23 protein-coding genes, 2 tRNA genes, 1 pseudogene and 1 riboswitch are annotated in these 22,212 nt (G+C 69.2%); of the genes and pseudogenes, 6 read left to right on the top strand and 20 right to left on the bottom strand.

Features of this window, described 5'->3' with window-relative positions:
- Positions 1–26: 26 nt before the first annotated feature.
- Positions 27–133, top strand: a riboswitch (TPP riboswitch).
- On the top strand, positions 127–2,034 hold the full coding sequence (gene thiC, locus MXD59_RS22855) for a phosphomethylpyrimidine synthase ThiC (RefSeq protein ID WP_248826659.1): 1,908 nt from the start codon (positions 127–129) through the stop codon (positions 2,032–2,034). Its footprint overlaps the riboswitch before it by 7 nt.
- Positions 2,035–2,046: 12 nt before the next feature.
- Here the strand turns inward: thiC and MXD59_RS22850 are convergent, their stop codons facing one another.
- Positions 2,047–3,543, bottom strand: a complete 1,497-nt coding sequence (locus MXD59_RS22850) for a toll/interleukin-1 receptor domain-containing protein (RefSeq protein ID WP_248826657.1) — start codon at positions 3,541–3,543, stop codon at positions 2,047–2,049.
- Between the two features lie 480 nt (positions 3,544–4,023).
- Here MXD59_RS22850 and MXD59_RS22845 point away from each other — a divergent pair.
- A tRNA-Arg gene (locus MXD59_RS22845) sits at positions 4,024–4,096 on the top strand.
- A gap of 92 nt (positions 4,097–4,188) precedes the next feature.
- Here the strand turns inward: MXD59_RS22845 and MXD59_RS22840 are convergent.
- The 3 genes from MXD59_RS22840 to MXD59_RS22830 all read right to left on the bottom strand — a co-directional run bounded on the left by MXD59_RS22840 (position 4,189) and on the right by MXD59_RS22830 (position 6,084).
- Entirely contained in the window at positions 4,189–5,421 is a 1,233-nt protein-coding gene (locus MXD59_RS22840; protein ID WP_248826655.1) for a tyrosine-type recombinase/integrase, read from the bottom strand.
- 14 nt (positions 5,422–5,435) lie between these two features.
- Positions 5,436–5,639, bottom strand: a complete 204-nt coding sequence (locus tag MXD59_RS22835; protein ID WP_248826653.1) for a hypothetical protein — start codon at positions 5,637–5,639, stop codon at positions 5,436–5,438.
- 145 nt (positions 5,640–5,784) lie between these two features.
- Positions 5,785–6,084: a hypothetical protein gene (locus MXD59_RS22830; RefSeq protein WP_248826651.1), complete on the bottom strand. Its 300-nt coding sequence runs from the start codon at positions 6,082–6,084 to the stop codon at positions 5,785–5,787.
- A 148-nt stretch (positions 6,085–6,232) separates the two neighbouring features.
- Here MXD59_RS22830 and MXD59_RS22825 point away from each other — a divergent pair, with 148 nt between their 5' ends.
- On the top strand, positions 6,233–6,436 hold the full coding sequence (locus MXD59_RS22825) for a helix-turn-helix transcriptional regulator (RefSeq protein ID WP_248826649.1): 204 nt from the start codon (positions 6,233–6,235) through the stop codon (positions 6,434–6,436).
- Between the two features lie 6 nt (positions 6,437–6,442).
- On the opposite strand, the gene MXD59_RS22820 is transcribed toward MXD59_RS22825, so the two are convergent.
- From MXD59_RS22820 to MXD59_RS22750, 15 genes and pseudogenes are all read right to left on the bottom strand, one after another.
- Complete coding sequence (locus MXD59_RS22820) at positions 6,443–6,634, bottom strand: helix-turn-helix domain-containing protein (RefSeq protein ID WP_248826648.1); 192 nt, start codon at positions 6,632–6,634, stop codon at positions 6,443–6,445.
- Between the two features lie 29 nt (positions 6,635–6,663).
- Positions 6,664–8,373 carry a replication initiator gene (locus tag MXD59_RS22815; protein ID WP_248826646.1) on the bottom strand — a complete coding sequence of 570 codons (1,710 nt, stop codon included), beginning with the start codon at positions 8,371–8,373 and terminating at the stop codon, positions 6,664–6,666.
- A complete protein-coding gene (locus tag MXD59_RS22810; protein ID WP_248826644.1) occupies positions 8,370–8,573 on the bottom strand; it encodes a hypothetical protein in 204 nt (67 codons plus the stop codon). The genes MXD59_RS22815 and MXD59_RS22810 overlap by 4 nt, the downstream gene beginning before the upstream one ends.
- A pseudogene (locus MXD59_RS22805) lies at positions 8,570–9,070 on the bottom strand (FtsK/SpoIIIE domain-containing protein); the annotation flags it as partial. The gene MXD59_RS22810 and the pseudogene MXD59_RS22805, both read right to left, overlap by 4 nt.
- A gap of 24 nt (positions 9,071–9,094) precedes the next feature.
- On the bottom strand, positions 9,095–10,366 hold the full coding sequence (gene serS / locus MXD59_RS22800) for a serine--tRNA ligase (protein WP_248826643.1): 1,272 nt from the start codon (positions 10,364–10,366) through the stop codon (positions 9,095–9,097).
- Between the two features lie 29 nt (positions 10,367–10,395).
- On the bottom strand, positions 10,396–11,616 hold the full coding sequence (locus MXD59_RS22795) for a beta-ketoacyl-[acyl-carrier-protein] synthase family protein (protein WP_248826641.1): 1,221 nt from the start codon (positions 11,614–11,616) through the stop codon (positions 10,396–10,398).
- Positions 11,616–11,846 carry an acyl carrier protein gene (locus MXD59_RS22790; RefSeq protein ID WP_248826639.1) on the bottom strand — a complete coding sequence of 77 codons (231 nt, stop codon included), beginning with the start codon at positions 11,844–11,846 and terminating at the stop codon, positions 11,616–11,618. Before MXD59_RS22790 ends, MXD59_RS22795 begins: the two co-directional genes overlap by 1 nt.
- A gap of 34 nt (positions 11,847–11,880) precedes the next feature.
- A complete protein-coding gene (locus MXD59_RS22785) occupies positions 11,881–12,912 on the bottom strand; it encodes a beta-ketoacyl-ACP synthase III (RefSeq protein ID WP_248826637.1) in 1,032 nt (343 codons plus the stop codon).
- On the bottom strand, positions 12,909–13,919 hold the full coding sequence (locus tag MXD59_RS22780; protein ID WP_248826635.1) for a diiron oxygenase: 1,011 nt from the start codon (positions 13,917–13,919) through the stop codon (positions 12,909–12,911). Before MXD59_RS22780 ends, MXD59_RS22785 begins: the two co-directional genes overlap by 4 nt.
- A gap of 46 nt (positions 13,920–13,965) precedes the next feature.
- Positions 13,966–14,589 (bottom strand): hypothetical protein, encoded by a 624-nt coding sequence (locus tag MXD59_RS22775; RefSeq protein ID WP_248826634.1) that lies wholly within the window; start codon positions 14,587–14,589, stop codon positions 13,966–13,968.
- Positions 14,590–14,630: 41 nt separating this feature from the next.
- Positions 14,631–15,125, bottom strand: a complete 495-nt coding sequence (locus MXD59_RS22770) for a type II toxin-antitoxin system RatA family toxin (RefSeq protein WP_283097344.1) — start codon at positions 15,123–15,125, stop codon at positions 14,631–14,633.
- 7 nt (positions 15,126–15,132) lie between these two features.
- Complete coding sequence (locus MXD59_RS22765; protein WP_248826632.1) at positions 15,133–16,449, bottom strand: aspartate aminotransferase family protein; 1,317 nt, start codon at positions 16,447–16,449, stop codon at positions 15,133–15,135.
- A gap of 51 nt (positions 16,450–16,500) precedes the next feature.
- Positions 16,501–17,631: an acyl-CoA dehydrogenase family protein gene (locus MXD59_RS22760; protein ID WP_248826631.1), complete on the bottom strand. Its 1,131-nt coding sequence runs from the start codon at positions 17,629–17,631 to the stop codon at positions 16,501–16,503.
- A 38-nt stretch (positions 17,632–17,669) separates the two neighbouring features.
- Positions 17,670–19,277: an aldehyde dehydrogenase family protein gene (locus MXD59_RS22755; RefSeq protein ID WP_248826630.1), complete on the bottom strand. Its 1,608-nt coding sequence runs from the start codon at positions 19,275–19,277 to the stop codon at positions 17,670–17,672.
- Positions 19,278–19,435: 158 nt separating this feature from the next.
- A tRNA-Phe gene (locus tag MXD59_RS22750) sits at positions 19,436–19,519 on the bottom strand.
- A 175-nt stretch (positions 19,520–19,694) separates the two neighbouring features.
- On the opposite strand from MXD59_RS22750, the gene MXD59_RS22745 reads away from it, so the two are divergent.
- Positions 19,695–20,702, top strand: coding sequence for a bifunctional lysylphosphatidylglycerol flippase/synthetase MprF (locus MXD59_RS22745; RefSeq protein WP_248826629.1), 1,008 nt, complete (start codon positions 19,695–19,697; stop codon positions 20,700–20,702).
- Positions 20,703–20,764: 62 nt separating this feature from the next.
- The gene (locus tag MXD59_RS22740; RefSeq protein ID WP_248826628.1) at positions 20,765–20,917 is read left to right on the top strand and encodes a hypothetical protein; all 153 of its coding nucleotides are present in this window, start codon (positions 20,765–20,767) and stop codon (positions 20,915–20,917) included.
- A gap of 319 nt (positions 20,918–21,236) precedes the next feature.
- Here the strand turns inward: MXD59_RS22740 and MXD59_RS22735 are convergent, their stop codons facing one another.
- On the bottom strand, positions 21,237–21,512 hold the full coding sequence (locus MXD59_RS22735; RefSeq protein ID WP_248826627.1) for a hypothetical protein: 276 nt from the start codon (positions 21,510–21,512) through the stop codon (positions 21,237–21,239).
- A gap of 282 nt (positions 21,513–21,794) precedes the next feature.
- Between MXD59_RS22735 and MXD59_RS22730 the strand changes: the two genes are divergently transcribed.
- Positions 21,795–22,190 carry a transposase gene (locus MXD59_RS22730; protein ID WP_248826626.1) on the top strand — a complete coding sequence of 132 codons (396 nt, stop codon included), beginning with the start codon at positions 21,795–21,797 and terminating at the stop codon, positions 22,188–22,190.
- The last annotated feature ends 22 nt before the right edge of the window (positions 22,191–22,212 follow it).

The following is a 22,212-nucleotide window of genomic DNA, read 5'->3' as shown; positions in this document are numbered from 1 at the left end:
GTGGCCTATTCTGGCGGTAATCGCACATCGCACATCGCGGGAGCTCCACCGAGGGGCTGAGAGGGCGGCTGGGGCCGTCGACCGCAGAACCTGTCCGGGTAATGCCGGCGTAGGGAGTTCTGCCTGATGTCGCTCGATGAAATCCGTCCTTCTCTGCCGTTGTCCGACGTTTCTTCCCGGTCGTCTTCCTCGTGTGGAACGGCCGTCCCGGATTCCGCTGCTCCGGATGCCGCCAGTGCCCTGTCACCGCCGTCCCGCCCACCGTTGCCGCACGCACCACGGCAGCCGGCGGAAACCGTTGTGACGACCGGGCCACTGCCCGGCAGTCGCCGGACCTGGCTGCTCGGCGCCGACACCGACGGGGAGCTGCGGGTGCCGATGCGGGAGGTGGTCCTCAGCACCGGGGACAGCGTCGTGCTCTACGACACCTCCGGCCCGTACACGGATCCCACGGTGAACATCGACGTCCGCCGTGGTCTGGCGCCGCTGCGGGCGCCGTGGATCGACGCGCGGGGCGACACCGAGACCAGCGTCGGCGGCGGAGTCGGCGTCGGCGGTAGAGCTGAGGGCGAGAACGGCGCGGGTGTCCGCACCGATGGCGACAACGGTGCGCCGCTCGAAACCGTCAACGGGCAGGTCGGGGCCATCGGCGGGCGTCAGGTGCGGCGCGGGGCGCGGGCGTTGGACCGGGGGGCGCTCACCCAGCTGGGCTACGCGCGGCGCGGGGAGATCACCCGCGAGATGGAGTTCGTCGGCGTGCGGGAGGGGCTGCCGGCCGAGACGGTGCGGGCGGAGATCGCCGCCGGCCGCGCGGTGCTGCCCGCGAACGTCAACCATCCGGAATCCGAACCGATGGCGATCGGCCGCGCCTTCCTGGTCAAGATCAACGCCAATCTCGGTAATTCGGCGGTGACCTCGTCGATCGCCGAGGAGGTCGAGAAGATGGTGTGGGCGACCCGCTGGGGCGCCGACACCGTCATGGACCTCTCGACCGGCGCCGACATCCACCGCACCCGGGAATGGATTCTGCGTAACTCTCCCGTTCCGGTCGGCACGGTGCCGATCTACGAGGCGCTGGAACAGGTCGGCGGCCGGCCGGAGGAACTGACCTGGGCGGCCTACCGGGACGCCGTGATCCGCCAGTGTGAACAGGGCGTCGACTACATGACGGTGCACGCCGGCGTGCTCGCCCGCTATGTTCCGCTGACCGCCCGGCGGCGCACCGGAATCGTCTCCCGTGGCGGTGCGATCCTCGCCGCCTGGTGCCGGGCCCATCAGCAGGAGAACTTTCTCTACACCCATTTCGAGGAACTCTGCGAGATTCTCGCCGCCTACGACGTGACGTTCTCGCTCGGCGACGGTCTACGGCCCGGCTCGGTCTCGGACGCGAACGACGAGGCCCAGCTCGCGGAACTCGCCACCCTCGGGGAGCTGACCCAGGTCGCCTGGCGACACGACGTCCAGGTGATGGTCGAAGGGCCCGGGCACGTCCCGTTGCACCTGGTCGAGGAGAACGTCCGGTTGCAACGCGAGCTCTGCCATGACGCGCCGTTCTACACCCTCGGTCCGCTGACCACCGACATCGCGCCCGGCTACGACCACATCACCTCCGCGATCGGCGCCGCGGTGATCGGCTGGCACGGCACGGCGATGCTCTGCTACGTCACCCCGAAGGAACATCTCGGCCTGCCGGACCGGGACGACGTCAAGGCCGGCGTCATCGCCTACAAGATCGCCGCCCACGCCGCCGACCTCGCGAAGGGGCATCCCGGGGCCCGCGCCTGGGACGACGCCCTGTCCGACGCCCGGTTCGCGTTCCGCTGGGCCGACCAGTTCCATCTCGCCCTCGACCCGGAGACCGCCCGGGCCTTCCACGACGAGACGCTGCCCGCTCCCGCGGCGAAATCCGCACATTTCTGCTCCATGTGCGGCCCGCACTTCTGCTCGATGCGCCTTTCCCAACAGGTCCGGTCCGACAGCGGCGAACCAGCTCCGACCGGGCCCGGGCTGGTGCAAGCAGCGCCCCGGAGCTGACCGCGGGGCCGGTCAGGACCGCGGGCGGGGCCCGGGGAAGGGCGGCGCGGAGTCCGGGCGGCCGCGGCCGGTGATCACCGCGTCGATGCCTCGATGGAAGGCAGCCCGGGCGGCGGAGTCGTCCAGACCGACAAGGTCGATGCAGGTGATGCCGCGCAACATGCCTCCCGGTCGGCACTCGGCGACCCGCACCGGCACCAGCCGCCGTTTCATACCGGTGGCGTCGGCGCTCCAGGCCGCCGTCCACTGGGCCTGGACCTCCGGGGCCCGCAGGTAGTTCTCCGAGAGCACCACCAGGGTCTTCTCGGCGTGTTGGATCGCCTGGTCCATCTGGATCACCGGATTGTTCCCGGGAACGACGTCCCAGGCCTGCAGATGCACGAGAAGCCCGCGTTGTTCCAGTTCCCAGGCGATCCACGCACCCCAGTCGGTGTCCTTGTCGGCGACGGAGATGAGGTAGTCCCACGGGCGGTTCTCGGCGTCCGCCGCCGGCCGCGGGGCGTCCGTGGCCGACGAGTCCACCGGACGCCCCGCGCGTGCCCCGACCTCCGGACGGGGCACGGTCACCCAGGCCGAGTGCATCGCCGGCGAGACCTGAAGGTCGCGCGGCAGCTCGATGGCGACCTCGCGGAACGCCGCCGGATCGAGGCCGCGCACCCCTGTCCTGCCTGCCGCTCCCGCTGCTCCTGCCACCCCCGTCGTCCCCGTCGTCGCGCGAACCGTCGTTTCGTACAGGGAGGAGGACACGATGACGACCAGGTCCGCGGTCGGCTGGGCGCGCAGCAGCTGGCTCAGCCCCGGCGTGTCGACGAGACGATGGGTCAGCGCGGCCGCCGGCCCGTCGAACACGGCATCGGCATCGGCGCTGGACACGGGGATCGACGTGCCGTCGGCGACATGCAGGGCAAGTCGCAGCCGCACCCGCTCGGCCCCGAGCCGTTCGCCGTTGTAGGTCGCCAGCGCACCGGCCAGCTCGGCGGTGAACGCCCCGACCAGAACCGGCGCGGTCGCGTCGTCCGCGACCAGACCGATCAGATCGGTATCGCGCTGTCGGTGGACGATGGCGCCCGCCGCGAGACCACATCGGCGTGCCGCGTCCTCGACGATGGTGGCGAGACCGAGCCGCCAGTCCACCGGCACCAGCGTGCCCTCGGGCCGGCGCGCCACGGAGTCGACCGCGAGCAGGACACCCCGGGGCGCCAAGGCGGCGGCGCTCGCCTGTTCGATGCCCCTGATGAAGGTCCGGTTGGCCCTGAAATCACGCTGGGCCTCGGTCAGTATCCGCAGCCGTCCGTCGGGCAGCTGCTCGGATTCGACCAGCCGATTGATCGCCCGCCAGTACTCCTGGGCGCTCTGCCCGGACCAGCCCGGCTGCTGGCTACGATCCAGACCGGCTCGTTCGAGCAGGGACAGGATCTCGTTCTGACGGTAGAAGGCGCGTGCGAGCTCCAGCACCTCCTCGTCGGTCAACCGTTGCGTCATCATTCCCCCGAGGTTCGAGCCCGCCACCGACCCTGACCCTGATCACCCAGACACGCCCCGTACGGCCGGAGCACGGCGCCACAGCAAGCCGTTCCGCCCAAGACGATCTCTGCAGATCGTACGCGGCCGGTGTACGTGACAAAGCCCCATGGCCCCCCGCCGAGAATCGGCTGAACGACAAGTGGAGTCCACGGCCAACACCGGTCACCGTCACCTCCGCCCCCGATGCCCCCGGCCGCGGCACGGACCATCCACCCTCATAACGGAACGCGGACAGGGACCCGTCGCTACGGCGACGTCGGTGCCCTTCGGGAGGCCGCGCCACGACCCGTCGAGGCGCGGCGCATCCGGGAGCCTGCCGCCAGGCTCATCCCGCGGTCACCGACCCATGGAGATCACTCACTTCGGGCATCGGACGAACTACGCTCCTCCCGGAGCGGTCCAGGTGGCGGAGTCGCCTCCGCCGTGCTGTAAGCTGGCAACGCCGGCCGCCACGGTGGCAGGCGCGCGCTCGTAGCTCAACGGACAGAGCATCTGACTACGGATCAGAAGGTTGGGGGTTCGATTCCCTCCGAGCGCACGCACGGTTGAGACAGGTCAGAGCCCCGTACCCCCATCCAAGGTACGGGGCTCTGCCGCTTCCTGACAGCCAAGGTGACAGCCAACAGTCTGTCAGGCGTTCGGGTCTTCCGAGTCGTCCTCCTCCGTGTCCTCTGCCGGGAACCAGCCGTCGAGCTTCGACGCGGTGTCCTGGTGTGCGGTGTCGGTCAGGTCGACGTAGATGTCCATGGTCGTCGAGAGCATCGTGTGGCCGAGCATCGCTTGGATTTCCTTCCAGTCGACGCCGAGTGCGTAGGCCATGGTCGCGGCGGTGTGCCGCAGCGCGTGCGGCCCGTGGTGGGGTACGCCGGCTTCCGTGCACAGCTTCGTCAGGTGGGTGTTCAGCCCGCGGGGTTCCAGGTGGGTGCCGACGGTGCTGGGGAAGATCAGCCCGTGTTCCTTCCAGCGTTTCCCGGCGCCGGCACGGTCGGCCGCCTGTGCGACACGATGCGAGCGCAGCACCGCGACACACCGCGCTGGTAGGACGATCGTGCGCTTGCCGGCCTCACTCTTCGTCGGCCCGACGATCAGGCCCTTGACGCCCCGGACGCGCGTGACCTGCCGTTCGATCCGCAGCGTCGAGGCAGTCTCGTCAAAGTCGGACCAGCGCAGGGCCAGTGCCTCACCCCGCCGAAGTCCGACCATCGCGAGCAGGACATACAGCGCATGGTGTCGGGTGGCAGCCGCTGCTTTGAGGAGGCGAAGCCCGTCTTCCTTGCTCAGCGGGGTGACCTTGCGTGTGGGCTTCCGGGCCTTGGGTACCCGCAGCGTCTCCGCGACGTTGCGGGAGACCTTCTCGGTGATCACGGCTTCGTTGAGCGCCTGACGCAGGATGGTTCGGAACGTGCGCATGGTCGAGGCGCTGTAACCGTCCTGCGCCTTGCGGTTCAGAAACCTTTGCAGATCCTCGTGTTTGAGGTCCACGAGACGCTTGTCGCCGAGAGCCGGGCGAATGTGGTTGTCGGTCATGTCCCGGTAGCTCGACTTCGTCGACTCTGCCCGTTCCGACGGGATGATGATCTCGTCAATCCAGTAGGTGAGGAAGTCGCCGAACCGCGAGCGCCGGTCGAGGTGAACGACGCCGTCCGCCTGTGCCTGCCGGGCTTTCTGCTGAGTCTCAATGGCATCTTCCTGGGTTCGGAAGTAGCGCACGGCGCGTTTCCGGCGCCCGTTCACGATGCCGTAGTCCAGTTCGACGACCCAGCGCTGTCGGTCCTCGCGCCAGTACACGGAGCCCTCGCCGTGCGCACGGCGACCCCGGGACTTCCGGCGGCCGGGTCGGTCGTCCGAGGGTTCCTCGGCCATGCTGAGCACGCTCATCAGGCCACGTCCAGCGGGTTGCCGGTGGGCCATTCGACCGCGTCGCACCAAGGGCAGCCGTAGGGGCTGTCTCCCATGTCGCACGCGAACTTGCTCTCTCCGTCGGCCTGCGGGTAGGCGCGTCCCTGGCCGCGGTCGGCGCGGTCGAGGTGGCCATGCAGTGCCTGCGCGAGGCTTACCCGTCGCGGGGTGTTGGTGGGCATGGTGGTTCTGGCTCCTTGCCGAAAGAACGGCCGCCGGGTCGCGAGTCGCGTGGTCCGGCGCGAGGGGGATTCCGTTCTCTGGCGTTGGAATGGCCGGTCAGGGCGTCGCCAGAGAACGGAAAGAACGAGTGGGGCAGAGGAGCCGTTACGGGCGGGTTCCGCTTGCCGCTGCCGGTGCCGTCGGGGTGGTGCCGCCGGTGGTCTCGGGTTCGGTGTCGTCGGGCACGGTGCGGAAGACCATGGTCAGGTCGATGTCGCCGAAGTGGGCGGTCAGGAAGGCGTCGACCGGCAGTCGGGACATGGCTTCGCTGACGTCGTGGGCGTCGGCACCGGGGCGCACGGTCAGGGCGTACACGCCGGGCTGGACGATGCTGGCCACGATCAGCGGCACGGCCGTGCCGGGGGTTCGGTCCGGGTCCGGTGGGCCGGGCGGGAAGATGGGCATGGGTCTCTCTCCTGTTCACGCAGGAAGGGGCCAAGGTTCCGGTCGGGTGTTGCCGCACCCGGCTGGAACCGCCTCCACGGGACTGGACGACCGTCCAGTGACCCCACAGTACACACGGGTCTGGACGGTCGTCCAGTAGATTGTGGGTATGACGCAACCGCTTATGGGGGCGGCGGAGATCGCCCGCCGGTTGGGGGTCGGGCGTACCCGGGTGAACCAGCTTCTGAAGGAAGACCCGACGTTCCCCGTGCCGTTCGCTTCCCTGGCCGCCGGTCACATCTGGCGGACGGACGACGTGGAGATGTGGATTGCCGAGCACCGCCCCGGCCTTCCGCCGGCCGTCGCCCCCTGAGTCCGGTCATGCCGCCTGTGCGTCGTCCAGGCCGCGGAGGCGGTTGACGAAGGTCAGCAGCGCCGCCGAGGGGATCCGGCGAGCACGGCCGATGTGGACGGATTCGATGTCGCCGCTGTTCAGGAGTTCGTAGACGGTGCTTCGGCTGACGCCGAGCAGGTCAGCGGCTTCGGTGGGGGTGAGCAAGAGCTTTGTCACGCGGGCTCCAGGGTGGGCCGGGGCGAGGGTCAGGCGGCGTCCGCCAGCGGTGGCCCGGTTGCCGAACTCCCGTCCGCGCCTTCGCCGGTCCCAGGTCCGGTGGCGAGTCCGAGCTGTGCGCGCCAGGCGTGGCGTTGGGCGATGGCGTGCAGGATCAGGTGTTCACGGCGGGGTGCGGCCGGGTCCCCGGGGCGCAGCAGCGTCCAGGCAAGGCGGGTCGGGTCGCCGGCCGGGGCAGCCGGTCCGGTACCGGTGGCGCCGAGGGCTTCGAGCTGTTGGCGGATGAAGTCGACCCGGTCGTGGCGGTGGTCGGTGAGTGTCTTGCCGGACCAGCGGCGTGAGACCAGGACCCGTCGGCCGCCGAACCCGAGCGTTTCCCGCCGGTGGGCCTTCCCGGTGCACCGGCCGGGGGTGAGCTCACGGCGGGGGTGGCGGGGTTGGATGCCGTAGCGCAGCCAGTTCGCGCAGGTCGGGGAGCACGGTTCGTAGCGCAGGGCAGCGGCGAGCCGGTCGACGTGTGCCCGCTGCCGGTCGGTGTCCACGGCGTGGCAGGCGTCGAGAGACTTTGTCAGGTACTTGGTGAGATAGCCGATCATCCGGCCGGTGTTCGCCGAGTTCGCGGTCACCCCGTCCGCGCGGAGCTGCGGGCCGAACCGGACGACGTGGGCGGGTTCGTCGTCGTCGTCGCCGATCGCGTCCACTGCCGCATCCCAGGAGGGCAGCGCGTCGCCGGTGTCGGGGTCGTGGTACTTGCCGGTGGTGTCGTCCCACACCGGTAGATGCTGACTGTCGTAGACGGGAAGGCCGGTGGTCGGCCACCACACCTGGTGATAGGTGGCCGCAGCGACCAGCCGCAGCGTGACGCGCGGGACCGTGCCGCGGATCGCCGCATGCAGGTGGGGAGCGAGGCGCCGTTGGGGTTCGAGTGCGGCGAAGTACTGGACGTCCCAGCCGACCGACCGGCGCAGGTTCTGCCAGAACCGATCCAGCAGTTTCGGGAAGTGGATGGCATCGCGCGCGGCCCGCCGGTAGTCGTAGGTGCTCGGGTCCACCGGGGTGCCGTCGGAGTGCACCCGCCCGTACGAGTCGCAGGTCAGGGTGAGGAACATCGATGGGCGCCACGCCGTGCCGTCCGGGGCGGTGAACGTCCGGCCGACGGTGCGCCGGTCGACAGGCAGCCGGGGCAGGTCGGGGGCATCCTGGCGTCGTTTCGTCGACCGGGCCCGGCGCGGCCTGTCCCGATCGGTCGGGGCGATCCGGCCGCGCACGCCGAGGTCGGTCAGCTCGGCGTCCACCTGGTCGATAAGTTCGTCGATCTCACGGACCTGCGCGACGTCGCCGGCCTCCAGAACCTCATCCCGCACGGCTTCCAGGTCCGCGCGCAGCACGGCAAGCGCCTTCGCGTCGTCCGAGGGCGGGTCGGGGTCGGGCAGGGGTTCGTCGTCGAGATGCCATCCGGCCTTGCACTGCGCGATCCGAAGGCGGCGGGCCCGTTCCGCGCACGGTGGGCACTTCGAGGCCAGCGTGGCACCGCAGGGAACGGGGATGATCTGTGTTTCGCCGGTGTCCAGGCTGGTACGGCGCATCGGCAGCGGCCGGACGCACACCCCGTTGTCCACCGCGACCGCCTCGACAACCTGACGGGCCAGCGGAGCACGCAGCCGTGCCGCCCGGGAACCGGGCCGGTCGCGCGTCGGGGCTGTAGCGGGCGGCGCGGGGGTGCTCGGCGTGGAGGTCATTGGCAGGGGGGTTCCTCCGAGGTGTCGGGGGTGGAGGTCGTGAAGCGGGTGCAGCCGCAGCGCAGCCCGTCGACATCGGCCCGACAGCCACGCTGGCCGTGGGCGATCAGGGGATGCCCGCAGGTCAGGCAGGCCGGTAGCCAGGGCAGCGGTGGGCAGGGGTCCGGGGCCGCCAGGGATGGCGGGTCCGGACGGCTCATGCGGCCTGGTCGAGTCCGTCGAGGGGGTCGGAGTCGTTGCCGTCGTTGAAGTAGTCGCTGACGTCCGGTGTCCACCCGCGTGCCGCGTTGGCCGGTCGGTAGTGGGTGACGATGCGGCCGATCTCGACATCGTCGATGTAGGCGGCGCGGACGCGGACCGGGTCGGGGTTGCCGTCGTGGAGCACGTAGCCGACGCCGGGCAGGGCGCGGGGGATCTCCTCAGCGCGGGCACCGCGTTCCCGGGCGCCGTTGCCCAGGACGAGGTCCGGTTGGTCGGTTTCGGTCATCCGCAGCGCGACGCGGACCGGGAACAGGTCCCGGAACGGCAGGACTTCCTTGCGTGGGTCCTGCAAGGCCGCGATGACCACGACGCCGGGGGCGCGTCCCTGGGACAGCGGCAGCGGCAGCGCGGCGGCGATCCGCTTCTTGAGGTCCCGGTCGGTCACGTAGGTGGTGAGCGAGGCGATTTCGTCGACCACGACGATCAGCGGATCCGAAGGCCGCCGGGGAATGGCAGGCCGTCACGGCTCGCGGGACATCGTCCCGTCGGGCAGGATGCGGCGGAAACCGGCATAGGGGACGAGTGCCTCCGGCAGCAGCACCGAACCGTCAGGCTGGAGGCGCTGTTCCAGCAGCGCGGCGATGGTGCGTCCGATCGGGAGTGCGGAGCCGTTCAGGGTGGCCACCGGCCCCTTGCCCCCATCCCGGGCACGTACCCGGATCCCGGCCCGCCGGCTCTGGAACGTACCGCAGTCGGAGACGGAGGAGATCTCTCGGTAGGCGCCGCCGCCCGGCAGCCACACCTCAAGGTCGTAGGTGATGCGTGCGGCGAACCCGAGATCGCCGGCCGGCAGAAGGAGGACACGGTAGGACAGCTCCAGCAACCGCAGGCACTCCTCGGCGTGGCGCAGCATCAGCTCAAGCTGGGAACGCGCGTTCTCTACGGCGCAGATTCGGACCAGTTCTACCTTCTCGAACTGGTGAAGGCGCAGTACGCCTCGGCTGTCGCGGCCGTAGGAGCCCGCCTCGGCGCGGAAACAGGGGCTGAGCGCGGTCAACGCGATGGGCAGCTTCCGCACGTCGAGAACATTCCCGGCGTACATGTTGACCAGCGGGACCTCGGCAGTGGGGATCAGTATCAGCTCCCGATCACCGGCCCTGGTGGTGAACAGGTCGTCCTCGAATTTCGGCAATTGGCCGGTGCCGGTCATGGTCTGCCTGGTAACGAGATACGGCACGGAAAGCTCGACGTAGCCGAACCGCTCCGTGTGCAGGTCCAGGAAGAGGGCTGCCAGTGCGCGCCCGAGCCGGGCGCCTGCCGCCCGCGCGACGCTGAACCGGGCACCGGACAACTTCGCCGCCGCGGTCATGTCCAGCACGGCCAGCCGCTCGCCGACCAGGGCGTGATGGCGAGCCTCGTCGACAGGAACCGGGTCGGGCCCGCCCCGGCGGATTTCCACCGCTTCCTTCTCCGAGAAGCCGTCGGGCACCTCGTCCATGGGCAGGTTCGGGATCGTCAGCGTCAGTTCGCTCAGGTACCGTTCGGCCTCCTGCACTTCGGCTTGCGCCTGCTGGATCTGGGCGCGCAGCTGCCGGGACGCCTGCCGGGCGGCGTCCTGACTGCCGCGGGAGGCTCGTTTCAACGCCCCGCGGAGCTCCGCCAGCCGTTGCATGGCGGCCGTACGTCGGCCCGCTGCTGCTGCTATTGGTTCCAGCTGCAGCTCGTACCCTCGTCTGGCCAGCCGCGCTGCGGCCACTGGTCCGTCATTGATCAACTCGCGCACGTCGTGCATGTCAGCCTTCCCAGGTGGACGCGCCGTGTTCAGGCGGCCGCGATCGCGAGCACGGCGTTCTGGCCGCCGAACCCACAGGAATTGCTCAGCGCCAGCTCGACAGGGGTCGCTGTGGCAGCCGTGGCGACCGTGATGTCCATGCGCGGGTCCAGCGTGTGCAGTCCTGCCGTGGGCGGGACCAGACCCTGCTCCACGGCGAGGACGGCGAACGCCGCCTCCACCGCGCCGGCCGCGCCCAGCAGGTGGCCGGTGACCCCCTTCGTCGAAGTGACCAGCGGTCTGCCGGGGAACAGCCGTTCCATCACGCTGGCCTCCACCAGGTCGTTCAACGGGGTGGAGGTACCGTGGGCGTTGATGTGCCGCACGTCGTCGGCGGTGGCTCCGGCATCGGCGAGCGCCGTCAGCACGGCGGCCTCGATTCCCACCCCCTGCGGATGCGGCCCGGTGATGTGGTGGGCGTCGGCGCTCGCGCCGTACCCGGCGACCCGGGCCCGAGGGCGAGCGCCGCGAGCCCGGGCGTCCGCGAGTCGTTCCAGGACCAGCACACCGGCGCCCTCGCCCGCGACGAAGCCGTCGCGGTCCACGTCGAAGGGGCGGGACGCGGTGGCCGGGTCGTCCTCCCGGCGGGAGAGCGCGCCCATCTGGGCAAATCCGGCCATCACCAGCGGAGTGATCATCGCCTCGCTGCCGCCGGCGAGCACAACGTCGCACCGGTGGAGGACCAGCAGGTCTCGCGCGACTCCAACCGCAGTTGTGCCCGAGGCGCACGCGGTGGCCACCACCAGGTTCGGTCCGGTGGCGCCGAACTCGATGGCGGCCTGGCCCGCCAGCATGTTCGGCAGCTGCATGGGCAGCAACAGCGGGGAGACGTGGGCAGCGCCACCGGCCAGCATCGCCGCGTGCTGGTCTTCGACGGTGCCGGGTCCCCCGTCGGCGCTGCCCAACACCACACCGACTCGTGCCCCGTCCCAACTCACCGGTTCGAGCCCGGCATCGGCGACCGCCTCGCTCGCGGCGACCAGGGCGAACTGCACGAACCGGTCGAGACGGAGGGCCCGCCGCGCGCCGAGGAGCTGGTCGGCGTCGAAACCCGGCACCCGGCAGGAGATCCGCACCGGGTTGCCGGCCAGCGCCGGGTCGGGCGCGGCCGTGGGCCGCCCGGCACAGACCGTCTCCCAGCTCGGACCGCAACCTACGCCACCCGGTGTCACCAGGCCCAGACCGGTGACGACGATCTCGGCCCCGGCCATCAGACGTTCGCGCTCCGCTGCTCCATCAGTTCGGCGATGTCGCCGATCGTGACGGTCTCCAGCAGGTCGTCGTCGCTGATGGGCAGGCCGAGCTCGGTGTTGAGCAGGAGCGCCAACTCAACGATGGCCAGCGAGTCGAGTTCGGCATCCTCCCGGGTGGCCTGGGGCACGATCTGTTCCGGCGCGACCTTGAGCTTGCTGACCAGAATCTCCTTCAGGGTTTCGAACATGTTGTCGCACCTCCGTGCGTGTGTCGGGATGTCCTCAGCAGGTCTTGAGATCGGGCCAGACCAGGGTCGTCGCGCCCCAGGCGAGCCCGCCACCGAAGGCAGTCAGCAGAAGCCGGTGCCCGGCCACCAGCTCGCCGCTGGTGGTGGCCTCGGCGAGCAGCAGCGGGATGGATGCGCCGCCCGTGTTGCCCACCTGGGCGATGTTGGAAAGGCAGCGTTCCGCGTCGATGCCCAGGCGTTCGGCGACGGCGGTGAGAATCCGCGCGTTCGCCTGGTGAGCGGCGAGACGGTCGATGTCGGTCGCCATCTCCCACCCCGCCAGAGCCGCGGCCTGCCGGGCCGCGCTGGTCATGCGTTCCACCGCGTGCCGGTAGGTGTCGCGCCCCCGCATCCGGAAGAACTCCTCACCCGGGGCCGGTGCGATCCCGCGGCTACGCTGACGGGAACCCCCGGCCGGGACCTGGATGAGGTCGGCGAGCCCGCCCTCGCTACCGAGCACGACCCTGCCCACCGCGCCCGGCTCGTCCGCGGTGCCGGCCCGCAGCACGGCGGCTCCGGCACCGTCCGCGAAGATGATCGCAGTGGAACGGTCAGCGGGATCGATGATGGTGGTGAAGGCGTCTGCCGCGATCAGCAGTACCCGTTCTGCGGTGCCGGCCGCGACCAGGCCTGCCGCTGTGGCCAGGCCATAGAGGAAGCCCGCGCATACCGCCGCGATGTCGAAGGCCGCGGCGTCGCCGAGCCCGAGCCTGTGGGCGACCTCCGGCGCGGTCGCCGGGCATGGGTGGTCGGGGGTGGTGGTCGCCAGGACGACGGTATCCACAGAGTGCTCCCCCGAGGATTCCAGCGCTCGTCGGCCGGCTTCTACCGCAAGGTCTGAGGTCGCCGTGCCTGGCGAGACCATGTGCCGACTGACGATGCCAGTGCGGGTGCGGATCCACTCGTCGGTGGTGTCCAGTTGGCTGGTCAGCTCCCTGTTGGTGACCACGGTCGGCGGTACGTAGCCGCCGACCCCTGCGATGACGGCTACGCGACGGACCGCCGGCGCGTGCGCGGTGGCGCTCACAGCGTCTTCCCGGACCCGCCGACCAGCACGTCGGTGGGCAGGCCCATGTAGGCCATCCGGACCTCGGCCATCTGCGTGGTCCAGCGGTCGGCCATGTCGTAGCGCTGCTCCGGGGTGGTATCCAGCATCCGCACGCCCGGCCAGATCTCGTAGTCGCCAATCAAGTCCGCGTGCTGGAACATGCCAGCCTGGAACAGCTCCTCGCGGTGCATGACGAACTCCCGGTCGGGGACCTCGTCCCACAGCCGCACCCCGGCACGGATGATTTCCAGCACCGACTCACGGATCTCGGGCCGGGCCTTCAGGTGGTCGCGCAGGATCGTGCTGGCCACAGTCAGATGCCGGATCTCGTCGATGGCCGTGCCACGAGAGATCTCCTTCGTGGCCGGAGAGAGCGGTGCCCACTTGCGCTCGCTTAGTTCGGCAGCCGGGGCGAGGACACCCTCGATGACGATGGCGAACACGGCCACCGCGCCAGCGAAGTCCGCGCGGTCCCGCACGATCCCCAGAGTGAAGTCCTCTACCGGGCGCAGGACCCGCTCCCGGTAGTCGGCCGCCATGGCGGCGACGTCGGGCGGCAGGGCGTCGAACGGTACCCCGACCTCCGCCAGATGGTTACGGAAGACCCGTGCGTGGCGTGTCTCGTCAAGCATCTGGGTGACATAGAACTCCAGCTCCGGTATGTCCGGGGCGATCGCCACGTAGTGAGACAGAAGTCGGGCGGCGATCTCTTCGGCCATGCCGCGGAAGCCGAACTCCAGCACGAGCGCCTCGCGCAGCGGCCCGGAACGGCGGAGCAGCTCCGGAATGCCGGCGTCCGGGTGGTGACCGGTCTCGCCCCGGTGCGCGAGCGTCCCCTGAGCCACCGAAGTGATCCAATAGGCCAGGTTGCACTCCTGCGGCCCGAGGGTGAGCTTCGTGGCGCCGTCGAGCAGGCCGGGTGCGGTGTCCCAGGCGGCTTCGGGCGTGACCGTCCCGTTCCGTGAGATACCGACGATGTCAGTCATAGTGATCTCGTCCGTCCTCGGTTGTCGTGCGGCAGCTGCCTGCCGCTCACCGGGCCGTGCCAGGCGAGGCGGTCGCGGCGCCGCTGGGGGCCGCGAGACCCGCTGCGCCGCTGTTTGTGGCGGCGGCTCCGGTGGCGTCACCGCCGGTGGGATGACTGGTCAGGCTCCTGCTGGCCGGGATGTGGCCGATCGGGACCGGGTCGTGGGCGTGCTTGACGGGCTTGGGGTGCGCTACCCCCAGGTCAGTCAGCAAATGCAGGTAGCCCTGCTGGCGCACCGGCTCGAAGGGCAGCGCGAAGGACTTCAGGAAGTTGCCGAACAGCGCCCGGTCGCCGAACAGGTGAAACGGCAGCGCGAGCAGCGCCCACTCGGGCCCGATCAGCAAGCACCAGAGAGCGGCGACCGCGCCCGCGGTGATCAAGCTGTGCATGGTGTTGTAGAGCACGTAGTAGGCCTTGTGGATGGGTCGCCCGCCATTGCGCTTGAACGCAATCGCGCCAGGGATATACCCGATTAAATCGATGTAGAGAAAAAGGCCGACGGCGGGCATCCAGCGGATATCCGTGGCTTTGGCGATCATCAGCCCGGTGGTGACAGTGAATCCCACCAGGTATTCGGCTCGGTGTAGAGCGAAGGTGCGGGGGGTCTCGAAAGGGTTGGCCTGGTCCACGGTCGACCTCCAGCGGAAGTGGTCAGGAACGTGCCGCGCCGCTATGCAGTCGTCGGCAGCCCGGGCATGGCGGGGGCGCTGAGACTGATGTCGCCGAAGAGGTCGGTGTGTTCGAACATGCCGGTGACGGCCCAGGCGACCGTCTCCTTGATGACGCGCTCCGCGATCGGGTCGAGGATTCCCTCAAGGCTGGGGATGCCGAAGTCGAAATCCGCTGCGAACGCGACGGTGACGTCGTCACCCTGTTGGGCGAGGTGCCAGGTTCCGGAGAAGGATTCGAAGTCCCCGTCGGTCTGCTCGAAGTGGATTTCCAGCTTCTCGGGAAGGAACTGGTCCCGCTCCGTCCAGCGAAGCAGCCCGCTGCGGAAGTGCAGTTCCCAGCTCGATGCGCACTCCGGATCGGGATAGGTGCTGTGCACTGTCGCGGAGCGCACGTGCGGGGCCAGCTCCGGATAGTGTTCCCAGTGCAGGATATTGTCGAAGACGTCCCGCGCCGTCGCGGAGCGGACCATGGCGTTCAGCTCAACATGTCGCATTTGGGGGTCATGCCTTTCTGGGGGCCGAGCCGCTGACGGGCATTGTCGTGGCGCCGGTGACGAGCGCCCGAGTGGCCTTGTCGAAGGAGCCCAGGAGGATGCCGGCCTCGCGATCGGTGAGAATCGCCGGCGGAGTGAAGCGCACCACCGCGCTGCCGATCATCGAATGGTTGGCCACCACGCCGTGGTTGAACAGTTCGATCAGGAGCTCACCTGCCAGTCCGGCCTCGACCAGCTCGACGCCGATCAGTAGCCCGCGGCCCCGCACGTCCACGACCTGGTCGGGGAGGTTGCTTCGGGCGATCTCAGCGATTCCTGACAACAGCCGGGCGCCCAGTTCCCGGGCCCGGGCCACGAGGTCCTCCTCGCGCATCGCCCGGATTGCGCCCTGCACCGCCGCCATCGCCAGCGGCTGGCCGGAGAAGGTGGCTGTGTGGATGTACGGGTCCTTGTCGAAGACCCGGAACGCTTGACGGGTGGCCACGGCGGCGGAGACCGGGACGACCCCGCCGCCGAGTGCCTTACCGGTCAGCAGGACGTCGGGCACGACCCCCTCGTGGTCCACGCCCCACCACCGGCCGAGCCGGCCGAAACCGGTCTGCACCTCGTCGAGGATCAAGAAGCCGTCATACTCCCGGACCAGCCGCTCGACGTGCCGCAGGTAGCCGTCGGGCGGAATCACCACTCCGCCCTCGCCTTGGACCGGTTCGAGAATCACGCAGACCCGGCCGGGACTCGCCGCCAGCTCGCGCTCCAGCACCTCGGCGTCGCCGTAGGGCAGGTGCAGGAAGTCGGGGATCAGTGGTCGGAAGGGCCGCTGATAGACCTCCTTGGCCGTCGCGGACAGCGCCCCGAGTGTCTTGCCGTGGTACCCGCCAAGCATGGAAACGGTGCGGGTGTGCCCGCCCGCCCGCGCAAGCTTGAGCCCGGTCTCCACGGCTTCGGCGCCGGAGAGCGCGAAATGCACCCGGTCGAGTCCTGGCGGCAGCACCGAGACCAGCGCCTCGGCCGCGCGGGCCACGGTGGGCTCCAGCAGGATGCGCGTGGCGACCGGATGGGTGTGCAGCTGGCGTTCTACCGCCTCGACGACCAGCTGATGCCGGGCGCCCATGATGAACACGCCGTAGCCACCCGCGTTGAGGAAACGTTTGCCGTCGCTGGTGGTCAGCCATGCGCCGCGGGACTCCACCTCCATGTGGCTGCCGAACAGCTCGGCCAGGGTCGCGCGGCCCTTGCTGAGGTGTTTGCGGTAGAGACCAAGGATCTCGGCCTCGGTGTCGGTGCCGACGACCGCGTCGGTGCCGATGGCGGGAATGACCGTCATGCCGCTACTCCTGGTGTGCGCTGCGGGGCGGTGGGACGTATGAGCGCAGGGCTAGGCCAGCTCGAGCGATCCGCCAGTGAACCACCGCAGCAACGGCTCGGCGGTGGAGCCGCGACTCGGCGGGTGGAACGCCAGCGCCCGGGCGACGGCGGCGAGTCGGGCGTTATCGCTGGACCTGACGAAGTCGATGCCGCCCAGCAGCTCCATTGCGTCCGCGACGGCCTGAGCGATGAGGTCCTGCACGGCGTAGCGGGCAACCAGAACCTTGGCGACAGCTGCCTCGTCCGCCACACCCGCCCGCGCCGCGCCCTCGAGCAGAGCGAAGGCGGCCTCGCCGCGGACGACCAGTGCGGTGCGGTCACCGGCGCTTCCCCGCCCGCACTCGACGACCTGTTCGATCAGGGCCGAGGCGGCTCCGACGTAGGCGGCCGAGATCAATAGGGTGAACCACACGAACCCGGTGGTCTGAAGATCGTCGAGCCGGTGCGGGTCGTCGGCGGAAACGCGGACTATCAGCTCGGCGGGCACGAAGACGTTCTGTAGCCGTACCTCGTCGCTCTCGGAGGCGGCCAGGACCTCGTTTCCCCAGAAGGGGTGCACCGACAGTCCAGGGACATCGGCCGGGGTCAGCGCTAGGGCCAGCTCCGGGGCACCGTCCGTACCCGGTACCGCGACGCTCGTGGTGAGCAGGTCCATCGACCGGGCCAGGCTGCACGGCTTCTTGCTGCCGCTGAGCAGATAGCCATGGTCAGTCGCAGCCGCGGTTACGGAGGGGACCAGGATGTTGGTCTGGGTGCGGCCCTCGGCCCATCCGGAGGCCATCAGCTGGGAGCCCGGCGCAACACCGTGCAGCATCTCGATCTGGGCTGGGGTGAGCCGGCCCTCCTCCCGGGCGAGTGAGAAGAGCGTGGCGGCTGTGAAGTGATGCATGGCGGCCGCCACAGCCAGCGAGGGGGACAACGAACCGACGGCTCGCTGCACTCGCACCGAGTCCAGGGCATCGGCACCGAGGCCGCCGAAGGCCTCGGGGATGAGCAGCGCGGGGCCGTTGTGCGTGCGGAAGAGCTCGATCACCGGGCTGCCGGGCACCTCCCGGTCGGCGGGGGGGATTGCGGCAAGGGCTTTGACTAGTCCCTCGTGGTACTGGTCACACAGATCGCGGGCAGATTCGAGGGTGCGCATGGGGGAGACCTCCGATGGGGGTGTCCGGCACCACGGGGTCAGCGGTGGTGGGAACCGAGAACCACAGCACGCGGGCTGACGTCCCCTGCGACGCTGACGCCCTGCAGATGCGAGGTCCGTAGGATCGGGTAGTTCGCCTCGCCGAAGACGCCGCCAGTCAGTCCAGTGCCGCCGTGGCTGGGCAGATAGGGGAGGAAACCGATGTGCGAGTCGTTGATCTTGAGTAGTCCACCGTTGGAGACGCGTCGCACAAAGAAGTCGATTACTGTCTCGGACCGTGCCCAGACGGAGTTACGCAGACCGTACGCATTGGTGTTGACGAAGGTGAGGAAGTCGTCGAGCAGCTCGTCGTCGCTGGCCGGCGCGGGTACAACGATCGGCAGCAGGGGGAAGAAGGTCTCCTCGCGCACCACGTCGTAGCCTCGCGCGTCAGCCAGCCCGTCGACCCGCAGAACAGTCGGTTCCAGGAAGACCCCGGTGTCGGATGGGGTGCCGTCCAGCTCGGTCCGCCTGCCACCGGCGATCAGCTCCGCGCCGCGCTCCAGCGCCTGCCGGAGCAGGGCGAAGAACCTCTCGCTGCGCCGCACCGGTGACAGCAGGACGTCCTCGTCGTCGGGGTAACCAGGCCGCACGGCTGCGAGCTGTGTCCTGACCTCGGCGATCAGCTCGTCGGCGACGGCCGGATGGACGAGCACGTAGTTGGGGACCATGCAGATCTGCCCGGAGCCATAGAACGCCTCCGCGATCGCCTCGGCAGCGTATCTGATGTCAGCATCGTGCCAGATGATGATGCCGTCATTGCCAGCCAGCTCCAGAATGGGTTTCTTCCCGTTTGCCACGCAGCGTTGCTCGAAGCGCAGCCCCTCCTCGCTGCCGCCGATATAGAAGATGTCGTCGATCAGCGGGTCGACCAGCCAGCGCTCCAGCGTCTGCCGGGGGTTGGCGCAGATCGCGTTGAGAGTTCCCGGCGGAGCACCCAGCTCGTCCAGCAACGGTCCCAGGACGTCTCGCAGCAGCCACATCGTGCTCAGCGGGATGCTGCGCGGGGCGCGCACGACGGCGGTGTTGCCCGCCATCAAAGCGAGGGCGATCAGGGCGGCGCTGGGCGCCGGGGCGTTCTGCGGCGGGTTGAAGGCCACCACGCCGTCCGGCTGCCGCCGAACGACCAGCCGTCGCTGGCCGTGCTGGAACTCGTTGTGCATCTGCTGCCGGTACCAGCCCAGACTCTCCTCGCTGTACACCTCCAGCAGGCAGCTCAGTTCCCAGCGGGCCAGCCGCACCGGATGAGCCTCGACGACCAGCATGTCGACGAACTCGTCGCGGCGCCGCTCCAGCTCCTCGCGGAAGCGGGTACCCAGCAGCATCCGTCGCTCCAGCGGCACCGAGGCCCAGCCTGCCGCTGCTGCCGCCGCCGCCTCGGTAGCCAGGTCGATCGCGGTGTTGTCCGCGACGGCGCAGCGGCCCGCCACATACGGATGCAGCGCGGCCTCGGAGTCGGGGGCCTGTTCGAGCCGTCGCTTCAGACTGACGCTGGTGAAAACGTCCTCCAGCAGCGAGCGAGAACTGACCGTGTACACCCAGCTGTCGGCGTCCACATCTTTGCCGGCGATATACAGTTTGTAGCTGCGAAGCGACTGGACTGCCATCGAAGACCTTTCGTATCCAACTCGTTATAGGGTTTCCGCCGGGCTCCTCGAAAATCGGTGCCGATGGTTTCGGACGGCCTGGTATCGCCACTGTTCTCTGAACTTTCTCCGTGTTCAGTCGAGAGACCAGAAATCCGGCCGGCAGTCTGCGCCAAGCGCGGAGAGGGCAGGATTCGAACCTGCGTTGGCGTGAGCCAGACCGGTTTTCCCGGTCCCCGATGAGCCGCTCCGGGCACCTCTCCTTGTTCCCGTCCCGGGTTTCCCCGTTCCGTTCACGGAACCGACTATGAACGATCCCGCTGATATCATTCTGACGTTAGGCTGACGGCGTCCTGGCTGCCATGTAAAGCCCCTGAGGCTCGATATAAGGAGCTATTCTGCTCTTCATCGACCACTCGGCGAGCAGGGAGCCGTGGAATGTCATCAGATACATACTCCGAGAAGATCCACAACCAGGTTCTCGACGCCGTCCGACGCCATACGCAGGCTGAGAACCCGAGTTCGTTCCTGGCGGTCGGCGCAGGAAACGATGCCTTCATCGTCCGCGGGCTGGACGGCGTGATCGTCTACCGGCGGACCGGTCGGCACCTGGTCCAGTTCGGCGGGCCGTTCGCATCGTCGGACGCGTACGACGAGCTGCTCGAACGCTTCATCGCGTACGTGCGGGCCGAGAGCCTGCACCTGGTAGGCGTACAGCTGCAATCCTACGACGCCGATGCGTACCGGCGGCACAACCTGACGGTCAACCAGATCGGAGCATCGTGGGCGGTGGACCTGGCAGACTTCAGCCTGCGTGGGACCCGGTTCATGCAGCTGCGCAACAAGATCTCACGGGCGTTCCGCAACGGGCTGAAGGTGCAGGAGGCCGATGCCGGCCGGTGTGAGGACAGCCTGCGGCGCATCGACGGCGCCTGGCTGTCCTCGAAGGGCGAGCATGCCCGCCCCCTCGAGTTCCTCGTCGGCGAGATTGGTGGTCCCGCCCAGCGTCACCGCAGGCTCTTCCTCGGCACGATCGACGGCGATGCGGTCGGATACGTCTCGTACTCACCGGTGTACGGTCGCCGGGCCGGCTGGATGCACGACCTGAGCCGTCGGGTGCCAGGTGGGTCGCCAGGCCTGATGGAGGCGATCAACGCCACCGCGATCGATACGTTCCGGGCCGAGGGTGTGCAGTGGCTGCACTTCGGCTTCACTCCATTCACCGGCCTTGACGAGGCCCTCGACGTGCCCGGCCACAGCCGCGCCTTCCAGTGGCTCACCCGTTTCCTGTGGGAGCAGGGAGCGGCGCTCTACCCGGCGCAGACCCAGCTCGCGTACAAGGAGAAGTGGGCTCCCCAGACCGTGGTTCCGGAGTATGTGGCTTTCGACGGGCAGGCGTCGCTGTCGGGCCTGGCGCACATCTTCCGGGCGTGCAACGCCTTCTGACCGCTACCGTACCGTCCGCGCAGCCGTCTACCCGAATCCGCCCCGCGACCTGAGGAGCCGACATGCCCGAGCAGGACTCCGACCTCCAGCAACTCCAGATGTCAGTGGTGGAATTTCTCATGGCCGTCATCGCGGCCCCCGACGACGAGAATGTGGCCCGCTCCGCCGACGAGGCGATCCGCGAGCTGGACCTGTGGATGACCGACTCGAGGTGATGTGCCGGCGGAGACCCGCTGAGTGTGGTGGGGGGAAATCTGTGGGTCCTGCGCCCCTCACGCGTTGCCGCTGTCGTCCTACCAGGTGACCTGTCCTCCGCACATCCGGTCTTGACGGGCTCGCATGGCCACTCGATGATCATGGTGGGTGGGGTCGACGCCGAGGAGGTCGAGGACGCGTTACCGGAACGGTGTGGCGGGGGATGTAGCTGGGCTGGCCGTCGCAGGTGGGCACGAGGCGCATCGGGGCGAGGGCGCGCACGACCAGCCAGTAAGGCTGTCGGCACCGCCGGGCAGCGGGCGTGGAAGCCCTCGGCCTTCAGGCGCGCACCGCGTCGGCGCCGGAGGCGTCGCTGTTCGGCTCGCCCGGGGCAGCCGTCGATGTTCTGCCCGACTTGTCCCTGCCCGCAGCCCCTTTTCCGGCTCCTCGGCTCCTCGGCTCCTCCGCGGCGGCCTGTTTCAAGGCATCGATCACGTCGGCGGCCTCGTCGACCGCGATCGTGTCGGCGTTGAAGTGCCAGACCAGTAGCGGCCTTTCGGTGACCGGCCCGGGTCCGTGTGGACGCGCAGCCAGCGACGGACCTTCGCGCCCCACGATGATCTTCGGTGCGTGAGTCTCGACGGAGGTGTGGTAGCGGTTTCGGTGTACCCGGGCCAGGTCGGTCCGTCATGCAGTCACCAGCACGCTCACCCGCAAGTCCGGGCAGACAGCACGGCCACTCCCATGATCCCGGCTGACCAGCTACGTGGGAGGCGCGATGCGAGGGCTGGCCATACGGGTTCGGACCGGCCGTTCCTGCCGCGACGATGCTGTGGCGATATTCAATAAGAGCGTGTCTCGTGTGGTGGTTCGGGCACATATCTGATCATGGGTGTGATGGAGAACAGCCTGGCTCTACGGCTGGTCCCGGATGATCTGTGGGAGCTGGTGGAGCCGTTGCTGCCACGGTTCGAGACCCGCCACCAGGGCGGTGGGACGGCGCCGATCGAGGGCCGGGCGGTGTTCACCGCGGTGGTCTACGTCCTGACCGCGGGCTGTGCCTGGCGGCATCTACCCGCCGAGTTCGGTGTCTCGGTGCCCACGGCGCACCGCCGGTTCCAGGACTGGACCCGGGCCGGGGTCTGGTCCCGGCTGCACCAGAAGGTCCTCGACGCCCACGGCGGCGCCGGCGGCATCGACTGGTCGTCGGTGATCGTGGACGCAGCAAGCCTGCGGGCGAAAAAGTGCCCCTATGTCCTTCGTCAAGCCGGTGAGGGGGTCGGGGCCTGGTAGAAGGTCCCATCGCGAAGCATCG

The sequence above is a fragment of the Frankia umida genome (assembly GCF_023242945.1).
Lineage (GTDB): Bacteria > Actinomycetota > Actinomycetes > Frankiales > Frankiaceae > Frankia > Frankia umida.
The sequence above is the reverse complement of the archived record's forward strand: the minus strand, read 5'-3'. Positions and strand labels throughout refer to the sequence as shown.